Source organism: Pseudomonas hunanensis (assembly GCF_013393325.1).
Taxonomy (GTDB): domain Bacteria; phylum Pseudomonadota; class Gammaproteobacteria; order Pseudomonadales; family Pseudomonadaceae; genus Aquipseudomonas; species Aquipseudomonas putida_P.
In genome coordinates this window covers 15,105-33,218 of sequence record NZ_QJRC01000101.1, presented here as the reverse complement: position 1 = coordinate 33,218, position 18,114 = coordinate 15,105, and the positions used below count along the sequence as shown (strand labels likewise).

The following is an 18,114-nucleotide window of genomic DNA, read 5'->3' as shown; positions in this document are numbered from 1 at the left end:
CTATAGAATCTGAACCTTTGACCGCAATGGCATGCCTGACGAAAACTTGGGCAATCAAATATGCCAGGAGGTTCCCGATGTCCAGCCAAACCGCACCCGCCACCATGAACGATGACGAAGCCGCTGCATTCGCCGAGCAGGTGTTCGAACGTGCCCGTCAGGGCGACGCCGACATGCTCGGGCGCCTGCTTGCCAGTGGCCTGCCGCCCAACCTGCGTAACCACAAGGGCGACACCCTGCTGATGCTGGCCAGTTACCATGGCCAGCATGACGCGGTGCGCGTGTTGCTGGCGCAAGGTGCCGACCCATTGATTGCCAACGACAACGGCCAACTGCCTATTGCCGGTGCAGCGTTCAAGGGGGATCTGGCGATGATTCGCCTGTTGCTTGAGCACGGTGTGCCAGTGGATGCCGCCGCGCAGGATGGGCGTACCGCGCTGATGTTGGCAGCCATGTTCAACCGCAGCGAAATCATCGACTACTTGTTGGCCCAGGGCGCCGACCCGGCGCGCCAGGATGCACGCGGCGCCACGGCGCTGATGGCGGCCCAGACCATGGGCGCGGTGGACGCCGCCGCACGCCTGCAAGCGCTGGCCGGCTAACCGCCTGGGGGCATTTGCGGCTATCCTTGGCGACTTTTCACCCGTCGCAGGCCCCCTTTCATGAAAACTCAGTTGCTCGAATTCATCAGCCTCATTGGCGCCGGCTGCATGCGCGAGGCAGACATCGAGCGCATCGCCGCCGAGGCCGCCGAGGCCTACGCCGACCCTGTCGCCTTCCTGGCCGCCAACCCTGATATCAATTACGACGACAGCTTCCCGATCCCGCTGGGCGAATGGGTGGTGCTGGGCAGCCTGCCGGACACCGTGGTGTTCCAGGCCGACAGCTATCAGGACCTGTTCCAGCAGATCAGCGATTCGTTCGACAACAGCGTGCCGTTTACCCTCAAGCCCAAGCAGCTGGCCCGTACCGAGCCACTGACCGCGCTCAATCGCATCCAGGTGCAGATGGGCGCGCTGAACAAGGAGGCCGGTGGTTATGTGCTGCTGAACTTCAGCCAACTGCTGGACGACGAACTGCAGATGGTGATGGTGGGGCAGAACGACCTGGCGCGGGTGCTGGAGCTGGGAGCAGAGCTGGGCATCAAGGTCGAGCCGGCCTTGGAAGCCCTGAAAGTCGCCGTACACATCTAAAGCCTGGCGCGGTTCCTTGTAGGAGCGGCCTTGTGTCGCGAAAGGGCCGCGAAGCGGCCCCGGCATTTTATGCGGCGAAGCTGAAAATGCTGGGGCCGCTTCGCGCCCCATCGCGACGCAAGGCCGCTCCTACAGGCCGGTGTTTAGCCTCAGCCTAATGCGGTATCCAGGAACATCATCACCGCAAACCCACCCATCAACCCCAGGGTCGCTGCTGTCTGGTGCCCGTTGCGGTGGGTTTCGGGAATCACCTCGTGGCTTACCACAAAGATCATGGCCCCCGCCGCCAGCCCCATGCTGATGGGGTAGGCGAGGGCAAAGCCGGTCGAGATCCCCAGCCCGATCACCGCCCCCAGCGGCTCCATCAGCCCCGACCCTATCGCCACCAGCGCGGCCTTCAGGTTCGACAGGCCCGTGGCACGCAAGGCCAACGCCACGGCCAGCCCCTCGGGGATGTCCTGGATGGCAATGGCGCTGGTCAGCGGCAGGCCGATGTTCATATCGCCGTTGGCAAAGCTCACGCCAATCGCCATGCCTTCAGGCAGGTTATGCAGGGTAATCGCCAGCACGAACAACCAGACTCGGCTGATGCGCTCGGCTTCGGGGCCGCACGGGCCGGTGCTTTCGTGTTCATGTGGGGTGAAACGGTCCAGGCCCAGCATCAGCAGCACCCCCAGGCCCATGCCCAACACGACGGTAAACGCCGCAGCCGGGCCGTTGCCGGTGATCTCGCGGGCAGCGTCCAGGCCCGGCAGAATCAACGAAAACGAGCTGGCGGCCAGCATCATGCCGGCGGCAAAGCCCAGCATCACGTCCTGGGTACGCGCGCTGACATCGCGCAGCACCACCGCCAGCACCGCGCCCAGCGCGGTGGCGCCAAAACCGGACAGCCCGCCCAGTACGGCCAGGTGCAGGTTGTCGGCATGGTCGCCGTTCACTGCGTTCCAGAAGCTGGCGGCCAGCAGCACGCACACGGCCAGCAGGCTCAGCCCCAGGCCGGCGCTGAGCCAAGGGGTACTGGTAACCTGCTGGCGCCAGGCGTGCAGCAGTGAGGAGGGAGCGGCGCTTTGGCTATGGGCGGGGGGCATGCGAACCTCGAATCAATGAATACTGGCAGTCTACTCAGGGACCTGCGCCAATCGCCAAGGATTCCCTTCTATTGGCGCGATAGCTGACTATGCTGTGCAGCAAAGCCTCTGGACAGGAGTTTAGGCATGGGGTCTACATTCAACAGCCTGGTCGGGCTGATCATTCTGGCGCTGGACATCTGGGCCATCCTCAATGTGATCAAGAGTGGCAGCGAGGTGGGCATCAAGGTGTTGTGGATACTGCTCATTGCCCTGCTGCCGGTGGTAGGGCTGGTGATCTGGGCGATTGCCGGGCCGCGGGGGAATGTGCGGATCTGAGCCATGTGAGTTGCTCGCTGCGGGTGCGGTGAAACAGACATAAGCGGTAATGGGGCCGTGACAAAATTTTCACATTGGTTTAAACAGAATCCGCACCCGCACAATGCTGCGTTGGTCTAGCGCCACCGCCTCTTCGCAAACCGCAATCCTAGGACCTTCCCATTCATGGCTAACACGGACGCCTTGAAGCAACAGGGCGCGCGAACGTCGCTTTCGCCGACCCTGAAATCCCACCTGGCCTACACGCTGCTCAGCGGCCTGGTGATCATGCTGATGCTCAGCCTCGTGCGCCTGGCGCTGCTGGTCTACAACAGCGACATGATCGGCGAGACCCCTTATTCGACCGTCGCCGAAGGCTTCGTCAACGGCTTGCGCTTCGACCTGCGGGTGGTGGTGTACATCAGCATTCCGCTGCTGCTGGCCATCCTCAGCCCTTGGGCCATGGCGCGGCGCGGCGTGTTCCGTTTCTGGCTGACCCTCGCCTCGAGCGTGGTGATGTTCCTCGGCCTGATGGAAATGGACTTCTACCGCGAGTTCCACCAGCGCCTGAACGGCCTGGTGTTCCAGTACATCAAGGAAGACCCGAAAACCGTCATGAGCATGCTCTGGTACGGTTTCCCGGTGGTGCGCTACCTGCTGGCCTGGGCCTTCGGCACTTGGCTGCTGAGCCTGCTGTTCAAAGGTATCGACCGCGCGACCCGTGGCGATGGCCTGCAGCGCGTGGCGCCGTGGTACAAGCGCGTGGCGGTGTTCATGGTGATTTTGCTGGTGGCCGTGGTCGCTGCCCGTGGCACCCTGCGCCAGGGCCCACCGATGCGCTGGGGGGATGCCTTCACCACCGACTCCAACTTCGTCAACCAGCTGGGCCTGAACGGCACCCTGACCCTGATCGACGCTGCCAAGAGCCGCTTCGGCGAGGACCGCGCCAATATCTGGAAGCCGGTGCTGGAGCAGAACGTGGCCACGCAAAGCGTGCGCGAGCAACTGCTGACCGCCAACGACACCTTGGTCGATGCCGACGAGGCAGCCATCCGCCGCGACTTCGTGCCGCCGGCTGAGCGCACCCTGCCGATCAAGAATGTGGTGGTGATCCTGATGGAAAGCTTCGCCGGCCACTCGGTAGGCGCGCTGGGCAGCCCCAACAACATTACCCCGTACTTCGACAAGCTGGCCAAAGAGGGCCTGCTGTTCGACCGCTTCTTCTCCAATGGCACCCATACCCACCAGGGCATGTTCGCCACCATGGCCTGCTTCCCCAACCTGCCAGGTTTCGAATACCTGATGCAGACCCCGGAAGGCGGCCACAAGCTGTCTGGCCTGCCGGCCTTGCTCAGCGCCCGTGATTACGACGACGTGTACGTCTACAACGGCGACTTTGCCTGGGACAACCAGTCCGGTTTCTTCGGTAACCAGGGCATGACCACCTTCATCGGCCGTAACGACTTCGTGAACCCGGTGTTCTCCGACCCGACCTGGGGTGTGTCTGACCAGGACATGTTCGACCGCGGCAACGAGGAGCTGGCCAAGCACGACGGCAAGAAGCCGATCTACGCGCTGCTGCAGACGCTGTCCAACCACACGCCCTATGCGCTGCCCAAAGACCTGCCGGTAGAGAAGGTGACTGGCCAGGGCCGCCTGGACGAGCACTTGACCGCCATGCGCTATTCGGACTGGGCGCTGGGCCAGTTCTTCGAGAAGGCGCGTAAAGAGCCTTACTTCAAGGACACCCTGTTCGTCATCGTCGGCGACCATGGCTTTGGCAACCACCAGCAGGTCACCGAGCTGGACCTTGGCCGGTTCAACGTGCCGCTGCTGCTGATTGCCCCGGGCATTCAGGAGAAGTTTGGTGCGGTCAACCACACGGTGGGTACCCAGGTCGACATTGTGCCGACCATCATGGGCCGCCTGGGCGGCCAGACCCGTCATCAGTGCTGGGGCCGTGACCTGCTCAACCTGCCTGAGGGCGACCAGGGCGTTGGCATGATCAAACCGTCGGGCAGCGAACAGATCGTCGGCCTGGTGCAGGGCGACCGCATCCTGATCGAGTCCAAGGACATGTCCCCGCGCATGTACCGCTACCAGCTGGGCAGCGAGTTCAAGGCCGAGTTGATCGAAAGCCCAGACCAGCCGGAAATGCTCAAGAAGCTGGAAGCGTATATCCAGACCGCGACCAAGAGCCTGCTGGATAACACCGCCGGTGTCGTGCACGGCACACCTAAGTAAGGCCGTAAACCGGGCCGCTATGCGGCCCATTCGCGGCTAAAGCGGACTGAACATTCCTTCAGCCCCAAGGTCACTTATTCAGGCATCACCCAACTGGTGTTCTTGAATTGAGAGGGCTCGTTCAATGAAAGAGTGGGAAGTCATCTTTGCCGATCAGAAAGGCGAACCGTCCACCATGACGCTGCGGGCCGAGCACTGTCCCAGCGAAGAGGACGCCGCGCGGGCCATTCGTTCGCACCTGTTTCCGGTGATGGACGAGCTGGACCTCAACGACTTCCAGGACCGCACCATTTCCCCGACCGCCCGCTGGCTCAAGGAGCATAGCGGCGTGACCATCACCAGCATCCACGAAGCGCTCTGAGCCACACGTTTGCGTGGTGCTCTTGCAGGCACTACGCTGGTGGAAGGTGCTTGCCTGATCTGTGGGTGGGCACTGCATCAATTCGCGTCTTGCATCAGCTCGAACTGCCCGGCCGCTGCCGGCAGGTGCGTAGTGCACGGAAAGTCTATCCATTGCTTTATTCAGGAGGACGATTCATGAGCAGCCAGAACGACGATATCAGCAGCAACGTCCTGCGCCAGATGAAAGCAGGCGGTTTCGACTTCACCCAGGTCCACCCCATCGAGTTCTACGCCGTTTTCCCGGATGAAACAGGGGCCCGCCGTGCGGCTGGGCAGTTTCGCGGGGAATCGCTCAATGCCCAGGTGAAGGAACTGGGTGACGGTGCCTGGCACCTGGAACTGAGCAAGGTCATGTACGCCACCCATGGTGGGATCGGTGACTTCGAAGAGGCATTCGAGCAGCTGGTGACACCTTATGGGGGAGAGGTGGAAGGTTGGGGCGTCAAGCAAGAGCGGCCCATTGCCTGAACGTATTGTGTTGCCTTCTTCGCGGGCTTGCCTGCGAAGAAGCACGCACCGCCTTCAGGGCCTGCGCCCAGCCATATGCCCCAAATAGGCCAACAGCGCATCCAACTCCTGCTCGCTCAAAACACTTTCGGCAAACCCAGGCATTTTCGCCTGCGGCCACCGTCGCAGGCTCTGCGGGTCACGTATCAACTTGCGTAGATAGGCGGGTTGAAAATACTCGGTCGGGTTGTGCGGCACATTCAAATCCGGCCCCACCTGCGCGTCCCCCGCGCCGTTCAGCCGGTGGCATGCCAGGCAGTTCTGCTGAAACAACGCAAAGCCCTGACGCACAGGGTTGTCGGCTGGCAGCTTCGGGTCGGGCAGCAATGCGGGAAAACGCTGTTCCACCGGGGCCAGTTTGCGCAGAGTGAACACCTGAAACGGCCACTGTTCCGGCCGGATGCCGCTGGCCTCTGGTGCAGTCCACACCAGGTAGAACGGCCCCGCGCTTGGCTTGCCCTGGCCCAGTGGCGGCCACGGCTTGCCGGGGTCTTCCACGGCCAGCCAGGCCTGTGCCGGCCCTTGCTGCAGCAGTGGTGCGGCGGGCATCTCGGCGGCAAACCCATCCAGCGCCACGGCCTGCAGGTGATCGCTGGCGTTCACGCCCTCCAACAGTGTGGCCAGCGGCACTGCCCGGTAGCGCATGGGGCGTTTGTAGGAAACGTCCTGCTCGATACTGATATCCCGGGCTTGCGGGTGGTCAAGCAGTTCGGCGCTGCTCCACTGGCGCGTAGTGACGCCCAGTTCAAGGTGCAGTTGCGCCGCCGACAGTGGCAGGCTCAGGAGCAACGCTAACAGGGCAAGGCAGTGGCGCATGGGTAATCTCCGACCATCGAGGTCAGCAGGTTACCTGTGCGCTGGCCATTGCCGCCACCGCTGCACTCAGCCGAACAAACGTGTGAGGTTCGGCAGGATCAGCAGCAAAGTCGTGGCGAAGAGAATAAGCCCAGCTTGGCGAAGTTTCGATTGTCTGAACATGGCGGACCGCCTTCTTGTTGTTATTCCTGAATACCCGTTGGCTTCCTTGTCGCGTTTCGGGTCGATCGCAGTAGCGTAGTGTGGCGCCTGAACTGCTTGCCTCTTGAACGTGGATATACAACCAACAGTAGGGTGTGCGTCATCCATGTTTGAGAACCCTTTGTTCTAATGGCCAGATTCAATGATTTCGTTTTGCTATGAGGCCATGTGCCAGCTGGCTGGCATGCTCTGGCTAGACGGTGGCGCAAGTGCCAGCGGCGCACCGACGAAATGTGACCGTTCGTCAGTGCAGCCTACTTGCTTGTACGTGCCTTTCGCGTCAGTCTCTACAGCAGATTCCCACCCATGTCGTTCAGGACTACCCCTATGTCGTTACGCGTCTGCATCCTTGAAACCGATGTCCTGCGACCGGAGTTGACCGCGCAGTATCAGGGCTACGGCAGGATGTTCGAGCAGCTCTTCTCGCGTCAGCCGATCGCCGCCGAATTCCGTGTGTATAACGTGATGAACGGCGACTACCCCGCCGACAACGAAGTGTTCGATGCCTACCTTGTGACGGGCAGCAAAGCCGATTCGTTCGGAACCGACCCGTGGATCCAAACCCTCAAGGCCTACCTGCTCAAGTTGTACGAGCGCGGTGAGAAGCTGCTGGGTGTGTGTTTTGGCCATCAATTGCTGGCCTTGACCCTGGGTGGCAAGGCCGAGCGGGCCGAGAAAGGCTGGGGCGTGGGCATCCATCGCTACTCGCTGGCGGCGCATGCGCCGTGGATGGACCCGGAGGTGTCGGAGCTGACCTTGCTGATCAGCCACCAGGACCAGGTGACCGAGCTGCCGGAAGGCGCGACGGTGATTGCCTCCAGCGATTTCTGCCCGAACGCGGCGTACCACATTCGCGACCAGGTGCTGTGCTTCCAGGGCCACCCGGAGTTCGTGCATGACTACTCCCGCGCGCTGCTCGATGCGCGCCAGGACTACCTGGGTGACGAGGTGTACCACAAGGCTGTGGCCAGCCTGGCCACCGAGCACCATGGCGACCTGGTGGGGGAGTGGATGCTGCGCTTTATCCAGCAGCCGGCGAGCAAAGATACCGCTGCATGATGGCAAAGGGGCCGCGACGCGGCCCCGACAATTTCAAAGCCAGCCCGACTTCTTGAAACTGGCATACAACCCTGTGCACCCCGCCGCTATCACCCCTAGCACCGCAAAGTACCCATAGTGCCAGCTCAGCTCCGGCATATTCTGGAAGTTCATTCCGTAAACCCCGGCAATGGCCGTGGGGAACGCCAGGATCGCCGCCCAGGCTGCGAACTTGCGCTGCACGATGCTCTGCCGTGACGACTCCAGCAGCATGCCGATCTCGATGGTCTGGCTGGCGATGTCGCGGATGCCGGCCAGGTCCTCCATCTGCCGCGTCACATGGATCTGCACATCACGGAAGTACGGGCGCATGTTCTTGTCGATGAATGGGAAGTTCAGCCGCTGCAGTTCTTCGCTCACTTCCACCATCGGTGCCACGTAGCGGCGCAGGCGCAGGATATCGCGGCGCAGGCTGTGCAGGCGACGGATGTCATCCTCTTGCAGCGAACCACCCAGCACGCTTTGCTCCAGCTCTTCGATCTCGCCATGAATGGCCTCGCTGACCGGCTGGTAGTTCTCGGTCACGAAGTCGAGCAGGGCATACAGCACGAAGTCTTCGCCATGCTCCAGCAGCAATGGCCGCGCCTCGCAGCGCTGGCGAACCATGGCGTAGGATTTGGAGTGGCCGTTGCGGCAGGTGATGATATAGCCGTTGCCAGCGAAGATATGGGTTTCGATGAACTCCAGCTTGCCCTCGTGGCGCACTGGCGAATAGGTGACGATGAACAGCGCGTCGCCGAAGGTTTCAAGCTTGGGCCGGCTGTGCTTTTCCAGGGCATCTTCGATGGCCAGTTCGTGCAGGTTGAACTGGCACTGCAAGTTGGCCAGTTCCTCGGCGTTGGGCTCTTCCAGGCCGATCCACACGAAATGCCCCGGCTTGCGGGCCCACTCGCTGCCTTCGTCGATGCTGATGTTGGTGACCTTTCTGCCGGCGCTGTACACCGCCGATGCCACGACTCGCCCCATGGTTGTCCGCTTATTCCGGTTGAACACGGGTACAGCTTGGTCTGTACCCGGCTCAAGAGCAACCCGGATCAGGCCAGCTCGTTTTCCATGCGGTCAATGCACTGCTGCATCTGCCCCCGACACTGCTCGATCAGTTGCGGCAGGTCCTGCAGGGTCATGCCCGCCGTGGCAATCGGTGGCAGCGAGCGCACGATCACCGTGCGTGGGTGCCAGCTGTTCAGGCTCAGGCGCCCGGCATAGCGGCTGACGCATACCGGCACGATCGGCACACCGGCCTCGATGGCCATGTGAAACGCGCCTTTCTTGAACGCCAGCAAACGCTCACCGGCATTGCGGGTGCCTTCGGGGAAAATCCAGATCGAGGTGTCGTTCTGCAGTACACGGGTGGTTTTCTGCATGGCCTTGCGTGCCTGGTAGGCATTCTTGCGGTCTATCAGCACGTTGCCGCCCAGCCAGAACAGCTGGCCGAACAGCGGGATCCAGCCCAGGCTTTTCTTGCCGATGGCCACGGTGCGTTGCGGCACCACCTGGCCCAGTACGAACAGGTCGAAGTTGGACTGGTGGTTGGCAACGATCACACAGCCGGGCGGTTGGTCCCACAGCGGGCCGACCTCAGCCTTGACCTTGATGCGCATCAGCCAGGTGGCCGGCAAGCTGTAGAGGTGGGCGAACAGGCGGCTGTTGTCGGGGTTGAACGGGCGGCACAGGCCAATGAGCAGGCCCACGGCGCCAACGGCAAGAAAATGCAGCGCCAGCAAAAGCATGCGCAATGAATAAAGCATGGTACGGCTCACACCAGACAGTCGCCGGGGAGTGTACGGATGTGCACTGGCTGGGGCAAACCTTGGCGTAGGCCCCTTTCGCGGGTTTACCCGCGAAAGGGGCCGGTGCGGTCAGCCCATATGGTGCTGGTCCAGCTCGATTGCCTTGTCCAGCGCCTCCAGCAGCCCTTTGCGCACTTTCAGCTTGGTGTTCTTGTGCGCCAGCATGTTCAGCTTCTTCAGTTCCCGCGCGGCGGCCAACGCCGCGTCCTGCAACTGCTCGGCCGGCACGACCTTGTCGAGGAAGCCGGCATCCACCGCACCCTGTGGGTCAAACACTTCGGCATTGATCACCGAGCGGTGGAAGGCCGAGCGGCGCAGGCGGTCGCGAGCCAGTTCAATGCCAGCATGGTGCATGGTCATGCCGATCTGCACTTCGTTCAGGCACACCTTGTAGGGGCCTTCCACGCCAATGCGGTAGTCGGCTGACAGCAGCAGGAAGGCACCTTTGGCCACGGCATTGCCTGGGCAGGCGACCACGACTGGGAACGGGTGCGACAGCAAGCGGCGGGCCAGGGTGGAGCCGGCAGTGACCAGGCCGATGGCCTCTTTCGGCCCGCTGGTCATCACCTTGAGGTCGTAACCGCCTGACAGAATGCCCGGCTGCCCGGTGATGATCACCACCGCACGCTCTTCGGTGGCGCGGTCCAGCGCTGCGTTGAAGGCAGTGATGACGTCCGGCGAGATGGCGTTGACCTTGCCGTTGTTCAGGGTCAGGGTGGCGATGCCGTCTTCGGCGTGGTAGGTAATCAGCTCGCTCATGGCAGAGTCCTTTTGTTGGCGTGGCGACGACGTTACCCAGCGCCAGAGGCCAGGTAAAGCAGCAAGGCTGACTGGTCGGTCAGCGTTCACCGCGCCTCAAATGCAAATACATGAAAAATTTGAAAAAAGTGCTTGCCAAAGGGAATGTCTTTCACTAAATTAGCGCACCTCGACGGGCCGCACGGCTTGAAGAGAAACGGTGAAGTGTCCGAGTGGTCGAAGGAGCACGCCTGGAAAGTGTGTATACGAGAAATCGTATCAAGGGTTCAAATCCCTTCTTCACCGCCACATTCTACGAAGAGCCCCCGCGCTGAAAAGCTCGGGGGCTTTTTGTTTTCAGGGCCATTAGGGCTGCTGCGCAGCCCATCGCGACACAAGGCCGCTCCCACAGGGATCGCGTCAATTTCAGAGTGGGCCGCAAAGCAGCCCCAAAAGCTTAGAAACTGACCGAAGCCGAAAGCCGGGCGGTACGTGGCGCGCCCTGGAACAGGTAGTTATCCCCCAGATAATCCCCCACATCGCGCCAATAGCGCTTGTCGAACACGTTATCCACGGTCAATCGCAGCACCGTGTCATACCCACCAATGCGGGTACGGTAGCGGCTGCCGAGATCGAACACGGTATACCCGCCAACCTCCACATTCCCCGCCTGGCTCGCGTACTTGCTGGCGCTGTACCGCGCCCCGCCCAACAGCGCCAGCCCCGGAACCGGCAGCGAATATTCCGCGTGCATCGCTGCTCGGAATTTTGGCACGTTGATCGCCTGGTGCCCTTCATAAGCCTCGGTACCGCTGTTCTGCACCCGTGCGCGAATGGCGGCTGCGCTGGCCTGCAGCTGCAAGTTCGAGGTCACCCAGCCGCTGGCGCCCAGTTCCAGGCCGGTGTTTTTTTGCTGGCCTTGCTGCACGTAAGTGAAGTGGCCGGCACCGTCAGGGCGCGCGTACTGGTAAGCCTGGCGGATCTGGAACAGCGCGGCACTGAAACTCAGGCCCTGCCAGTCGTGCTTGAGGCCCAGTTCCAGCTGGTGGGAGGTTGTCGGCGCAAGGATCTCGAACGTGTTCTCGGCGAACCAGGGGGCAGTACCGCCCGCTGACAGGCCTTTGGCGTAGCTGGCATATACCGTGGTATTGGGCTGCGGTTTGAAGATGATCGCGGCGTTGGGCAGCAGCTCGTATTGACGGGTGTGGCGCCCGGCAAGGCCGTTTTCGTCCCAGGTCTTTTCATCCAGGCGCACTTCTCGGGCGCCCAGCACGGTCTGCCATTGTTCGTTGAAGCTGATCCGGTCGCTGATGAACAGGCCGTACTGGCGGCTATCGAGGCGGCGCTCGCTAGACTTGATGGGATTGTCGGAGGGGTCAAAGGCGGGCGCACCGATATGGATGTTGCCTGTGCCTACCCATTCCATATAGCTGGGCCGCTGATCCAGTGTGCGCCGCTGCGCGCTGGCACCCATGGTCAACTCATGCCCCACACCCAGCGCATCGAACCGCCCGTTGAGCATGGCCTGCGCCTCGTCGGTGCGGCGGGTGTCGTCGGGGCTGCGGAAGTCGTAGATGTCATAGTCACCATTACTGCCGAAAAACGCGCCTTCGCTCGAGCCCCAGGCAAACGCGCTGTAGTCGTCGATCACCACCCTGCTGCGCGAGGCGCTCAAGGTGCCGGTCCAGGCCTCGTCGAAACGGTACTCGAAGCGCCCGCCAAGGTTCAGCGAGTCGCTTTGCACAGGCTTTGCCCAGTGCTGGTAGGCCAGGCGATCATCCGGGTCGATGCCATGGGGCACTTGCGTGCCGCCGAGCAGTTGGTAACCCGGCACCGAGCGTTGTTCGCGGTGCTGGTACTCGGCATCCAGCTGCAGGGTGGCATCTGGGTTGATCTGCCAGTCGAATGCCAACGAAGCGAAGTCGCGCTTGCCGTCGGCGTGGTCGACGTAGGAGCGGATATCTTCGTGGGCCAGGTTGGCGCGCAGGCCGAACTGCTTTTCGCTGCCGAACCAACCGCCCAGGTCGGTGGCCAGGTAGCGTTCGCCTTGTTCGTTGGTCGACACCGTAAGGCTGCGTACCTCTTCGGCGCGCTTGGTCACATAGTTGATCAGGCCGCCCGGTTCTGAAACGCCGCTCTGCAGCCCGGACAGGCCCTTGAGCAGCTCCACCTGTTGCTTGTTCTCCAGGGCCACGTTCTGCTCGCCAGCGATGGTCTGGCCATTGATGCGATAGCTGCTGGCGGCATTCAGTTCGAAGCCGCGTACATTGAAGTTCTCGTAGTAGCCGATGGGCGCATAGCTTTCGCCGACCGAGGCGTCGCTTTGCAGCACCTCGCTGAGCATGCGCACCTGGCGGTCTTCCAGCAGTGGCTGGCTGAACACGCTGACAGAGGCCGGTGTATCGAGCAACGGCGCAGGCTGGAAGCCGCTCACAGCGGCCTGGCGTGCCTGGTAGCCGTCATTGGCGTAGGTGTCGGAGACCTGCAGTGGGGCCAGCACCACGCTGTCTTCGGCAAGCACATTTTGGCACTGCAGGGCCAGGCCCAGGCTGAGCAGGCTCAGGGGCAGGCGGGGGTGACGCGAGGGCATGCGGGGGCTCCGACCATGAAAAAGGCGGCATCTTAACAGCCGCCTTCAACAGAGAACGATCGGGGCCCCGCGAAATTCAACCTGTACCGGTCGGCCGCTTGTGCTGCCGCCAGTTGTCATCGATTTTCGACCAGGTCTTGCCATCGGTGATGGCCAAGAGCTTTCGCCCATCCTTGAAGGTGGCCAGGAAGGTCGCTTCCTCTTCCTTGCCACCCAGCCACAGCCCGGCCAGCAGCCCCACTGGCCCTGCCACCAGGGCGCCGGCCACGCCCCAGCCCAAGGCGCTGCCCAGGCTGCGGCTCGGTTCCAGGCTGGCCAGCCGCAAGTCGCTGATGCGGGCCAGGGAAATCCGCTCGCCGGGGGAGGGGCTGCGCGGCGTCTTGAGTGTGAGCGATCCGTTGCGATACTCGCCTTCACCTTGCAAGAAATCGCCGGATTGCACCGTGAGTCTTGTCATAAAGTCGTCCTGTCAGGGAAAGGGCATTTTCCAGCGCCTACTGAGCGCTGCCCAGGCAGGCAAGTCAACGGCCATGCGACGGAGGGTCGTGCGGTGCTTTGTCGCCATGGCTGATTGAAACGTTTCATGCCAGTGGCAGGGTTTTCTTGCGCTTGCGCTCGGCCAGCCCCCACGCCAACAACGCCAGCCCGCCAATGACCAACCCTGCGACCACAATGCCCATCCAGCCTTGGCGCTGGAACAACTGTGTACCCAGCAACGACCCCAGTGCCCCGCCAATGAAGTAGCAGGTGATGTACCCGGCATTGAGCCGCGTGCGCGCTTCGGGCCGCAGGGCGATCACCGCATTCTGGTTGCTCACGTGCACCAGTTGCACCGCCAGGTCGAGCATCAGCACGCCCAGCAGCAAGGCCAGCAACGACTGCTCGGCGAAGCCCAGCGGCAGCCACGCCAGCAGCAACACCACCAGGCCGACGGTGGTGCCCAGCGAGCCCTTGCCACGGTCGGCCAGGCGCCCGGCCCAATTGGCCGACAACGCACCCGCTGCGCCGGCCAGGCCGAACAGGCCGATAACCGCATCCGAATAATGGTAGGGGCCTTTAGCCAGCAAAAATGCCAGCGGTGTCCAGAACAGCGCGAACAGGCTGAACGACAGCAGGCCGAGCAACGAGCGCAGGCGCAGTACCGGCTCTTCAAGAAACAGGCGGAACACCGAGCCGATCAGCGCCGGGTACTTCAGCCCGGCATGGCTGTGGTGTTGCGGCAGGCTGCGGTACAGCGCCACGGCGGTGATCGCCATCAGCACGGCGGCCAGCACGTAGATGCTGCGCCAGCCGCCCAACTCGGCCATGAAGCCGGCAGCGGTACGCGCCAGCAGAATGCCCAGCAGCAGGCCGCTCATCAGCGTGCCGACCGCGCGCCCTCGCTGATGCGGCTCGCTCAGGGTCGCGGCCATCGGCACGAGGATCTGCGCCACCACCGAGAACAGCCCGGTCAGCGCTGTGCCAAGGATCAGCCAGGGCAGGCTTGGCGCACAGGCGCTGATGACCAGGCCCAGGGTGGAAATAACGGTCATCACGGTGATCAGCCGGCGCTGCTCGAACAGGTCGCCCAGCGGTGCCAGCAGCAACAGGCCGGCGCCATAGCTGAGCTGCGCGGCAATCACGATGCTGCCGGCGCTGGCGGTGCTCAAGCCAAACTGCTGGGCGATGCTGTGCAGCAGCGGTTGGGCGTAGTAGTTGCTGGCCACGGCCAGGCCGGTGGCAGTAGCCATCAGCAGGATCAGGGCGCGGCTGAGAGTGGGGGTGTGCATGCGGTTCTCGTGGCGGGCGGTAGTGTTGGGATGATTATCAGGAAGTGTGTGTCATGACACCAATGTATAGTTTTCAACTTATCAATCTTGAAAGCAGATAGATCGATGAACCTCAAGCAGCTCGAATACGCCCTTGCCGTGGCCGACACAGGCAGTTTTACCCGCGCGGCCGAGCGTTGCCATGTGGTGCAGTCGGCCCTCAGCCATCAGGTGGCGCGGCTGGAGGCACAGCTGGGCGTGAGCCTGTTCGAGCGTAGTTCGCGACGGGTGCGCCTGACGCCGGCGGGTGAGGCCTTTGTGCTCAGTGCCCGACCGGCGGTGGAAGCGGCTGGGCGCATTGCCGATGACGTGGCGGCGGCCTGCGGCCAGGTACGCGGGCGGTTGGCGATTGGCGAAATCAGCTCGCTCACCGCGCTGGACCTGGTCGACCTGTTGGCGGTGTTCCACGACCGTTACCCGGACGTGGATGTACGCTGGCTGACGGCCAAGAGTGAATTGCTGATCGCCGATGTGCTCGAGCGGCGCCTGGACGTGGGCTTCATAGGCCTGTGGCAGGGCGAGGTAGTGCAGGGCGTGCAGCACCGTTTGCTGGCCAGGGAGGAACTGGTGGCGTTGTTGCCGTTGCGGCATCGGCTGGCGGGCAGGGGGCAGCTGGCGCTGGCTGACCTGGCGGGCGAAGTGCTGGTGGACTTCCCTGAAGGCACCGGAGCGCGACGGCAGACCGATGAGGCGTTTCAGGCGGCGGGGTTGCAGCGTCGGGTGCAGTTCGAGATCGGTCATGTGCGCCTGGTGGAGAAGTTCGTGCAGCGGGGCATGGCGGTGGGTTTGGTGCCGGAGCGCGTGGCCCAGGGCTTTGAAGGTGTGGCGCTGGCGCGGGTGGTGGATGCGCCGGTGCGGCACCTGTATGCCGTGTGGTCCTGCAGCCCGACGCCTGCTGCTCGGGCTTTTCTGGAGGTGATGGAACAGCGTCTGGGTGCTGGGAATGGTTGAACCTGTTCCGGTGTTCTCGCCGGAACAGGCAAACCTTCAATCAGGCTGCAAACCCACCGTCCACCGTCAGGCTGGCCCCGGTGATGTACCCGGCTTCAGGCCCCGCCAGGTAAGCCACGAAGCTGGCAATTTCCTCTGGCTCGCCATACCGGCCGATCGCCATCAACGGGATCAGGCTCTCGGCAAACTCGCCACTGGCCGGGTTCATGTCGGTGTCCACTGGCCCCGGTTGTACGTTGTTCACGGTAATGCCCTGCGGCCCGAGGTCACGCGCCATGCCGCGGGTCAGGCCAACCAGCGCAGACTTGCTCATGGCGTACGGCGCACCGCCGGCAAACGGCATGCGCTCGGCATTGGTGCTGCCAATGTTGATGATGCGCCCACCCTGGCCCATGTAGCGTGCGGCGGCCTGGCTGGCGACGAACACACTGCGTACGTTCACCGCCAGCATGCGGTCGAAGTCGGCCAGGTCGAATTCGGCCAGCGGGGCCACCGCCAGCACGCCGGCGTTGTTGACCAGGATATCCAGCCTGCCGAAGGCCTTCACGGCGTCATCCACTGCCAGTTGCACGGCCGCTGCATCGGCGCTGTCGGCCCGCAGGGCCAGGGCTTTGCCACCGTTTTCGCTGATTTCGCGGGCCAGTTCTTCTGCCGGGCCGGCAGAGCTGACATAGGTGAAGGCCACGTACGCGCCTTCGCGGGCCAGGCGCCGTACGATGGCCGCACCAATACCGCGGGAACCGCCCTGAACCAGGGCCACTTTGCCTTCGAGTGAAAGTTGCTTGGACATGCTGATCTCCTGCTGGAAGCCAGGCCGAAATGCCTTGGATGGGCAAAGTATCGGCGCTTGATTACCTGCTGATAAGATGGCAATCACTATCAGCAGAGTAAACCTTGGGTTGCTAATCATGGCCGTGGAATCGTTCAACGCGTTGGAATGCTTCATCCGCAGTGCCGAAGTCGGCAGTTTTGCCGAGGCGGCCAGGCGCCTGAGCATTACCCCGGCTGCTGTGGGCAAGCATGTTGCCCAACTGGAAGCGCGTCTGGGTGTGCGGTTGTTCCAGCGTAGTACCCGCAAGCTGACCTTGACTGAAGCAGGGCAGCGTTTTCTTGGCGAGGTCAGCGACAGCTTCCGCACTATCCAGTACGCCGTGGCCAACCTGGCCAGCGCCGAAGGCCAGCCGGCCGGGTTGCTGCGGGTGAGCATGGGCACGGTGTTCGGGCGTTTGTACGTGCTGCCGTTGCTGAGCGAATTCTTGCGCCGCTACCCGGCGATTACCCCGGATTGGCATTTCGACAACCGCCAGGTCGACCTGATTGGCCAAGGCTTCGATGCCGCGATTGGCGGTGGTTTCGAACTGCCGCCAGGCGTGGTGGCGCGCAAGCTGACCCCGGCGCACCGGGTGCTGGTGGCGGCACCGGCCTATCTGCAGCAGCACGCGCCAATCGACGACCCGCAGGTGCTGCACCGCCATGAGGGCATTCTGATTCGTTCACCGCAGACCGGGCGGGTGCGCTCATGGCCGCTGACCAGTCGCTGGCAGGCGCAGCAGCCACTGCAATTGCGCCAGGCGATGACCATGAGCGATTCGGACGCGGCTTGCGCGGTGGCCGAGCAGGGGCTGGGTATTGCCCTGGTGAGCTTGCCGTTTGCCGTGCCTTACCTTCAGGCAGGCCGGCTGCGGCGGGTGTTGCCGGACTGGTACGTGGATGATGGGCATATCAGCCTGTATTTCGCCGAGCACAAGCTGATGCCGGGCAAGACCCGGGCGTTCATCGATTTTGTCGTGGAGCAGTTTGCCGAGCAGGGGTTGGCGGGGCGGTTCGATGCTTTGCAGGCCCTTTGACGTTGCAGCACTTTTCCTGGGTTGATGCGCTCCTGCAATGACCGCGTTAGGCCAGGCGCGAAGGGGCCGGGTCAGGCAACATCAACAATGAACAATAACTGCTGGCCCAGATTCACCTCGTCATCGATCTTCTTGCCCATCAACTGCTGCCCCAACGGCGAGCGTGGGGTAATGACTGTCACCAGCCCATCCCCCTCGCCAATTTTCAACCCAGCGGCTTCTGGCCCGAGCAATAGCCGGCGTTGCCCACCAAGCTCATCCTCCAGCGTCACCAGGTTGCTCACCTGCACCCCGCGCGCCGGGTCGTAGTCACGCAGTAGCAGTTGCTGGTAAATCAACAGCGCCTGGCGGATTTCCCCGCTGCGGCGGGCCTGGCCGGTGGCCAGGTACGAGGCCTCCAGGCCCAGGGTGTCGTACTTGTTCTCGGCAATGTTCTCTTCGGCGGTGGCGGCCTCGTAGGCGGTTTGCGCTGCGCGGGTCAGCACATCCAGGTCATGCTCGAGGGTGGCGACGATCAGCGCCAGCAGGTGGGGCTTGTTCATGG

19 protein-coding genes and 1 tRNA gene are annotated in these 18,114 nt (G+C 62.8%); 10 read left to right on the top strand and 10 right to left on the bottom strand.

Going from position 1 to position 18,114, the window contains the following annotated elements; genetic code table 11:
* Positions 1–77 precede the first annotated feature (77 nt).
* Both DM807_RS25215 and DM807_RS25210 read left to right on the top strand, forming a co-directional pair.
* Positions 78–602, top strand: a complete 525-nt coding sequence (locus DM807_RS25215; RefSeq protein ID WP_012271088.1) for an ankyrin repeat domain-containing protein — start codon at positions 78–80, stop codon at positions 600–602.
* A gap of 60 nt (positions 603–662) precedes the next feature.
* Positions 663–1,193 carry a hypothetical protein gene (locus tag DM807_RS25210; RefSeq protein ID WP_012271089.1) on the top strand — a complete coding sequence of 177 codons (531 nt, stop codon included), beginning with the start codon at positions 663–665 and terminating at the stop codon, positions 1,191–1,193.
* 149 nt (positions 1,194–1,342) lie between these two features.
* Here DM807_RS25210 and DM807_RS25205 read toward each other — a convergent pair whose 3' ends face one another.
* Complete coding sequence (locus DM807_RS25205; protein WP_012271090.1) at positions 1,343–2,281, bottom strand: ZIP family metal transporter; 939 nt, start codon at positions 2,279–2,281, stop codon at positions 1,343–1,345.
* A gap of 126 nt (positions 2,282–2,407) precedes the next feature.
* Between DM807_RS25205 and DM807_RS25200 the strand changes: the two genes are divergently transcribed.
* The 4 genes from DM807_RS25200 to DM807_RS25185 all read left to right on the top strand — a co-directional run bounded on the left by DM807_RS25200 (position 2,408) and on the right by DM807_RS25185 (position 5,692).
* Positions 2,408–2,599: a PLDc N-terminal domain-containing protein gene (locus tag DM807_RS25200; RefSeq protein ID WP_012271091.1), complete on the top strand. Its 192-nt coding sequence runs from the start codon at positions 2,408–2,410 to the stop codon at positions 2,597–2,599.
* A gap of 165 nt (positions 2,600–2,764) precedes the next feature.
* Positions 2,765–4,822, top strand: a complete 2,058-nt coding sequence (locus DM807_RS25195) for an LTA synthase family protein (protein WP_012271092.1) — start codon at positions 2,765–2,767, stop codon at positions 4,820–4,822.
* Between the two features lie 124 nt (positions 4,823–4,946).
* Complete coding sequence (locus DM807_RS25190) at positions 4,947–5,183, top strand: hypothetical protein (protein ID WP_060494576.1); 237 nt, start codon at positions 4,947–4,949, stop codon at positions 5,181–5,183.
* Positions 5,184–5,359: 176 nt separating this feature from the next.
* Positions 5,360–5,692: a ribonuclease E inhibitor RraB gene (locus tag DM807_RS25185; RefSeq protein ID WP_012271094.1), complete on the top strand. Its 333-nt coding sequence runs from the start codon at positions 5,360–5,362 to the stop codon at positions 5,690–5,692.
* A 54-nt stretch (positions 5,693–5,746) separates the two neighbouring features.
* Here the strand turns inward: DM807_RS25185 and DM807_RS25180 are convergent, their stop codons facing one another.
* A complete protein-coding gene (locus DM807_RS25180) occupies positions 5,747–6,547 on the bottom strand; it encodes a cytochrome c (protein ID WP_069942117.1) in 801 nt (266 codons plus the stop codon).
* Positions 6,548–7,075: 528 nt separating this feature from the next.
* Between DM807_RS25180 and DM807_RS25175 the strand changes: the two genes are divergently transcribed.
* The gene (locus DM807_RS25175; RefSeq protein ID WP_179028110.1) at positions 7,076–7,807 is read left to right on the top strand and encodes an amidotransferase; all 732 of its coding nucleotides are present in this window, start codon (positions 7,076–7,078) and stop codon (positions 7,805–7,807) included.
* 33 nt (positions 7,808–7,840) lie between these two features.
* On the opposite strand, the gene DM807_RS25170 is transcribed toward DM807_RS25175, so the two are convergent.
* From DM807_RS25170 to DM807_RS25160, 3 genes are all read right to left on the bottom strand, one after another.
* On the bottom strand, positions 7,841–8,812 hold the full coding sequence (locus DM807_RS25170; protein WP_012271097.1) for a magnesium and cobalt transport protein CorA: 972 nt from the start codon (positions 8,810–8,812) through the stop codon (positions 7,841–7,843).
* 68 nt (positions 8,813–8,880) lie between these two features.
* On the bottom strand, positions 8,881–9,594 hold the full coding sequence (locus DM807_RS25165) for a lysophospholipid acyltransferase family protein (RefSeq protein WP_012271098.1): 714 nt from the start codon (positions 9,592–9,594) through the stop codon (positions 8,881–8,883).
* 111 nt (positions 9,595–9,705) lie between these two features.
* On the bottom strand, positions 9,706–10,395 hold the full coding sequence (locus DM807_RS25160; RefSeq protein WP_012271099.1) for a crotonase/enoyl-CoA hydratase family protein: 690 nt from the start codon (positions 10,393–10,395) through the stop codon (positions 9,706–9,708).
* A 198-nt stretch (positions 10,396–10,593) separates the two neighbouring features.
* Here DM807_RS25160 and DM807_RS25155 point away from each other — a divergent pair.
* Positions 10,594–10,683, top strand: a tRNA-Ser gene (locus tag DM807_RS25155).
* Positions 10,684–10,831: 148 nt separating this feature from the next.
* Here the strand turns inward: DM807_RS25155 and DM807_RS25150 are convergent.
* The 3 genes from DM807_RS25150 to DM807_RS25140 all read right to left on the bottom strand — a co-directional run bounded on the left by DM807_RS25150 (position 10,832) and on the right by DM807_RS25140 (position 14,733).
* Positions 10,832–12,964 (bottom strand): TonB-dependent siderophore receptor, encoded by a 2,133-nt coding sequence (locus DM807_RS25150; protein WP_179028109.1) that lies wholly within the window; start codon positions 12,962–12,964, stop codon positions 10,832–10,834.
* Positions 12,965–13,040: 76 nt separating this feature from the next.
* Positions 13,041–13,421, bottom strand: coding sequence for a hypothetical protein (locus DM807_RS25145; RefSeq protein WP_012271101.1), 381 nt, complete (start codon positions 13,419–13,421; stop codon positions 13,041–13,043).
* 124 nt (positions 13,422–13,545) lie between these two features.
* Positions 13,546–14,733 carry an MFS transporter gene (locus DM807_RS25140; RefSeq protein WP_012271102.1) on the bottom strand — a complete coding sequence of 396 codons (1,188 nt, stop codon included), beginning with the start codon at positions 14,731–14,733 and terminating at the stop codon, positions 13,546–13,548.
* A gap of 105 nt (positions 14,734–14,838) precedes the next feature.
* Between DM807_RS25140 and DM807_RS25135 the strand changes: the two genes are divergently transcribed.
* Complete coding sequence (locus tag DM807_RS25135; RefSeq protein WP_060494346.1) at positions 14,839–15,723, top strand: LysR family transcriptional regulator; 885 nt, start codon at positions 14,839–14,841, stop codon at positions 15,721–15,723.
* Between the two features lie 40 nt (positions 15,724–15,763).
* On the opposite strand, the gene DM807_RS25130 is transcribed toward DM807_RS25135, so the two are convergent.
* Complete coding sequence (locus DM807_RS25130; RefSeq protein ID WP_179028108.1) at positions 15,764–16,513, bottom strand: 3-oxoacyl-ACP reductase family protein; 750 nt, start codon at positions 16,511–16,513, stop codon at positions 15,764–15,766.
* 118 nt (positions 16,514–16,631) lie between these two features.
* Between DM807_RS25130 and DM807_RS25125 the strand changes: the two genes are divergently transcribed.
* On the top strand, positions 16,632–17,570 hold the full coding sequence (locus DM807_RS25125; protein ID WP_069942113.1) for a LysR family transcriptional regulator: 939 nt from the start codon (positions 16,632–16,634) through the stop codon (positions 17,568–17,570).
* A gap of 71 nt (positions 17,571–17,641) precedes the next feature.
* On the opposite strand, the gene DM807_RS25120 is transcribed toward DM807_RS25125, so the two are convergent.
* Entirely contained in the window at positions 17,642–18,112 is a 471-nt protein-coding gene (locus tag DM807_RS25120; protein WP_012271106.1) for a GreA/GreB family elongation factor, read from the bottom strand.
* Positions 18,113–18,114: the final 2 nt, after the last annotated feature.